Raw genomic sequence first — 3,523 nt, 5'->3', positions numbered from 1 at the left:
GCTCCGCGCCGCCCTCGAAGAGGCGATGCGCGAGGCCGACAGCGCCTTCGGCGACCCGACGATGTTCCTCGAGCAGGCCGTCATCCGTCCGCGGCACATCGAGGTGCAGATCCTCGCCGACGCCACGGGCACCGACGCGGGCACGATCCACCTGTTCGAGCGGGACTGCTCCGTCCAGCGCCGCAACCAGAAGGTCGTGGAGATCGCCCCGGCGCCGAACCTCGACCCGGCGGTCGCCGCCGCACTGCACCGCGACGCCGTAGCCTTCGCCCGGTCGATCGGGTACGTGAACGCCGGCACGGTGGAGTTCCTGCTCGACACCGAGGGCGAGCGCGCGGGGCAGCACGTCTTCATCGAGATGAACCCGCGCATCCAGGTCGAGCACACCGTGACCGAAGAGGTGACCGACGTCGACCTCGTGCAGTCCCAGATGCGGATCGCCGCCGGTGCGACCCTGGCCGACCTCGGCCTCTCGCAGGACACGGTGGCCGTGCACGGTGCCGCGCTGCAGACACGCATCACCACCGAGGACCCGACGCAGGGCTTCCGGCCGGACACCGGCCGCATCACCACGTACCGCAGCCCCGGGGGCGCGGGCGTCCGGCTCGACGGCGGCACGGTCGCCACCGGCGCGCAGATCAGCCCGCACTTCGACTCGATGCTCGCGAAGATGACGTGCCGCGGCCGGGACTTCCCGTCCGCCGTGGCCCGCGCCAAGCGCGCCCTCGCCGAGTTCCGCATCCGCGGGGTGTCCACGAACATCCCGTTCCTGCAGGCCGTGCTCGAGGACCCGGACTTCGCCCGTGGTGACGTCTCGACGAAGTTCATCGAGGAGCGCCCGCAGCTGTTCGGCGGCCACGTGTCGAAGGACCGCGGCACCAAGATCGTCAACTGGCTCGCCGACGTCACGGTGAACCGCCCGAACGGCCCCCGATCGGACCTCGTCGTGGACCCCGCGGTGAAGCTCCCCGCAGTGGACCTGACGTCGCCGGTGCCGGAGGGGCAGCGCGACCGCCTGCGGCTGCTCGGCCCGGCGGAGTGGGCGAAGGCCCTCCGGGCGCAGACCGAGCTCGCGGTGACCGAGACCACCATGCGGGACGCGCACCAGTCGCTCCTCGCCACCCGGGTGCGCACGAAGGACCTCGTCGCGGTGGCCCCGCACGTCGCGCGCCTGACGCCGCAGCTGCTCAGCATGGAGGCATGGGGTGGCGCCACGTACGACGTCGCCCTCCGGTTCCTCGGTGAGGACCCGTGGGAGCGCCTGTCGGCGCTCCGCGAGGCGATGCCGAACATCCCCATCCAGATGCTGCTGCGCGGCCGCAACACGGTGGGCTACACCCCGTACCCGACGGAGGTGACCGACGCGTTCGTCGCCGAGGCCGCCGCGACCGGCGTCGACGTCTTCCGCGTGTTCGACGCGCTGAACGACGTCAGTCAGTTGCGACCCGCCCTGGAGGCCGTGCTCGCGACCGACACGGCCGTCGCCGAGGCAGCGCTCTGCTACACCGGCGACCTGCTGGACCCCGCCGAGGACCTCTACACGCTCGACTACTACCTCCGCCTCGCGGAGCAGATGGTCGAGGCCGGCGCGCACGTCATCGGCATCAAGGACATGGCCGGTCTCCTCCGTGCCACCGCGGCCGAACGGCTCGTCACGGCCCTGCGCGAGCGCTTCGACCAGCCCGTGCACGTGCACACGCACGACACGGCCGGTGGGCAGCTCGCGACCCTGCTGGCCGCCGCCCGCGCCGGTGCGGACGCGGTCGACGTCGCCGCGGCGCCGATGGCCGGCACGACGAGCCAGCCGAGCATGTCCGCGCTCGTCGCAGCGCTGGCCCACACCGAGCGCGACACGGGGATCTCGCTGAGCGCCGTCGGTGACCTCGAGCCGTACTGGGAGGCGGTCCGTCGCGCCTACGCCCCGTTCGAGTCCGGCCTGGCCGGTCCGACCGGGCGTGTCTACAAGCACGAGATCCCCGGCGGCCAGCTGTCGAACCTCCGCCAGCAGGCGATCGCGCTCGGTCTCGGCGACCGCTTCGAGCAGGTCGAGGACTGGTACGCCGAGGCGAACCGGATCCTCGGGCGGCCGCCGAAGGTCACGCCGTCCTCGAAGGTCGTCGGCGACCTCGCGCTCCAGCTCGCCGCCGTCGACGCCGACCCGGTCGACTTCGAGCAGCACCCCGAGAAGTACGACATCCCCGACTCCGTCGTCGGCTTCATGGCGGGCGAGCTCGGCGACCTGCCGGGCGGGTGGCCGGAGCCGTTCCGGTCGAAGGTGCTCGCGGGCCGCGACGTCCAGGTGACGATCACGCCGGTCCCGGACGCCGAGAAGCAGGCGCTCGCGACCCCGGGCCCCGAGCGGCAGCAGGCACTCAACCGCCTGCTGTTCGAGGGCCCCACCAAGCAGTTCCAGAGCGTCCGCGAGCAGTACGGCGACCTGTCCGTCGTGCCCACCGTCGACTACCTGTACGGTCTGCGCCCGGGCCAGGAGCACATCGTGACGATCGGCACCGGCGTGAACCTGTTCGTCGGGCTCGAGGCGATCGGCGAGGCCGACGAGCGGGGCATCCGCACGGTCATGGCGACGCTCAACGGTCAGCTCCGCCCGGTGTCGGTGCGCGACCGGTCGATCGAGGTCGAGACCAAGGCCGCCGAGAAGGCGGACAAGACCGACCCGAAGCACGTCCCGGCGCCGTTCTCCGGGGTCGTGACGCTCAAGGTCGCCGTCGGTGACGTCGTCGAGGCCGGACAGGCCGTGGCGAGCATCGAGGCGATGAAGATGGAAGCGGCCATCACGGCGCCCGTGGCGGGCACCGTCGGCCGACTCGCGATCCCGGTGACCCAGCAGGTGGACGCCGGCGACCTCCTGGTGGTGCTGCAGTAACGTGACCGTCCGTCCCATCCGCCTGTTCGGCGACCCCGTCCTCCGTTCCCAGGCGGACCCCATCGCGCCCGACGCACTCGGATCGCCCGGCATCCGCGACCTCGTGCAGGACCTCGTCGACACCGTCCAAGAACCCGGACGCGCGGGCGTCGCCGCTCCGCAGATCGGCGTCGGCCTGCGTGCGTTCTCCTACAACGTCGACGGCGAGGTCGGCTACGTCCTCAACCCCGAGATCGTCGAGGTCTCAGGGGAGCCGGAGCTGATGGACGAGGGGTGCCTCTCCGTCCCGGGCCTCGGCTACCCGACGCGTCGGTACCCGTACGCGAAGGTGCGCGGCGTGGACGTCGACGGAGCCGAGGTGGTGCTCGAGGGCACCGGACTCATGGCCGAGGCGCTGCAGCACGAGGTCGACCACCTCGACGGCACGGTGTACGTGATGACCCTCGATCCGGAGGTCCGCCGGCAGGCCCTGCGCGACATCCGCGAGCAGGACTGGTTCCACTGACCGTTCGCCCTTCGTGAACTCCTCGTGACACCCCTTCGCGGGATTGTCGCTTTGTCCTGACGAGGAGGTACCGTACAGCTGTCGGCTTCCCACCGACATCGTCACCCCTCCATCCCAGGACCCCCAGCATGCCC

2 protein-coding genes are annotated in these 3,523 nt (G+C 71.6%); both read left to right on the top strand.

The genetic code is table 11. The annotated features are described in order from the left end of the window. Positions 1–2,884: pyruvate carboxylase (locus tag J7E22_RS08100; protein ID WP_251008873.1), on the top strand; the 2,884-nt coding region annotated here is incomplete at its 5' end. A 1-nt stretch (position 2,885) separates the two neighbouring features. Continuing rightward, on the top strand, positions 2,886–3,389 hold the full coding sequence (locus tag J7E22_RS08095; protein WP_214980727.1) for a peptide deformylase: 504 nt from the start codon (positions 2,886–2,888) through the stop codon (positions 3,387–3,389). The last annotated feature ends 134 nt before the right edge of the window (positions 3,390–3,523 follow it).

It is taken from the genome of Curtobacterium sp. ISL-83, from assembly GCF_018613895.1.
In the GTDB taxonomy this organism is placed as follows: domain Bacteria; phylum Actinomycetota; class Actinomycetes; order Actinomycetales; family Microbacteriaceae; genus Curtobacterium.
This window is presented reverse-complemented; position numbering and strand designations above follow the sequence as displayed.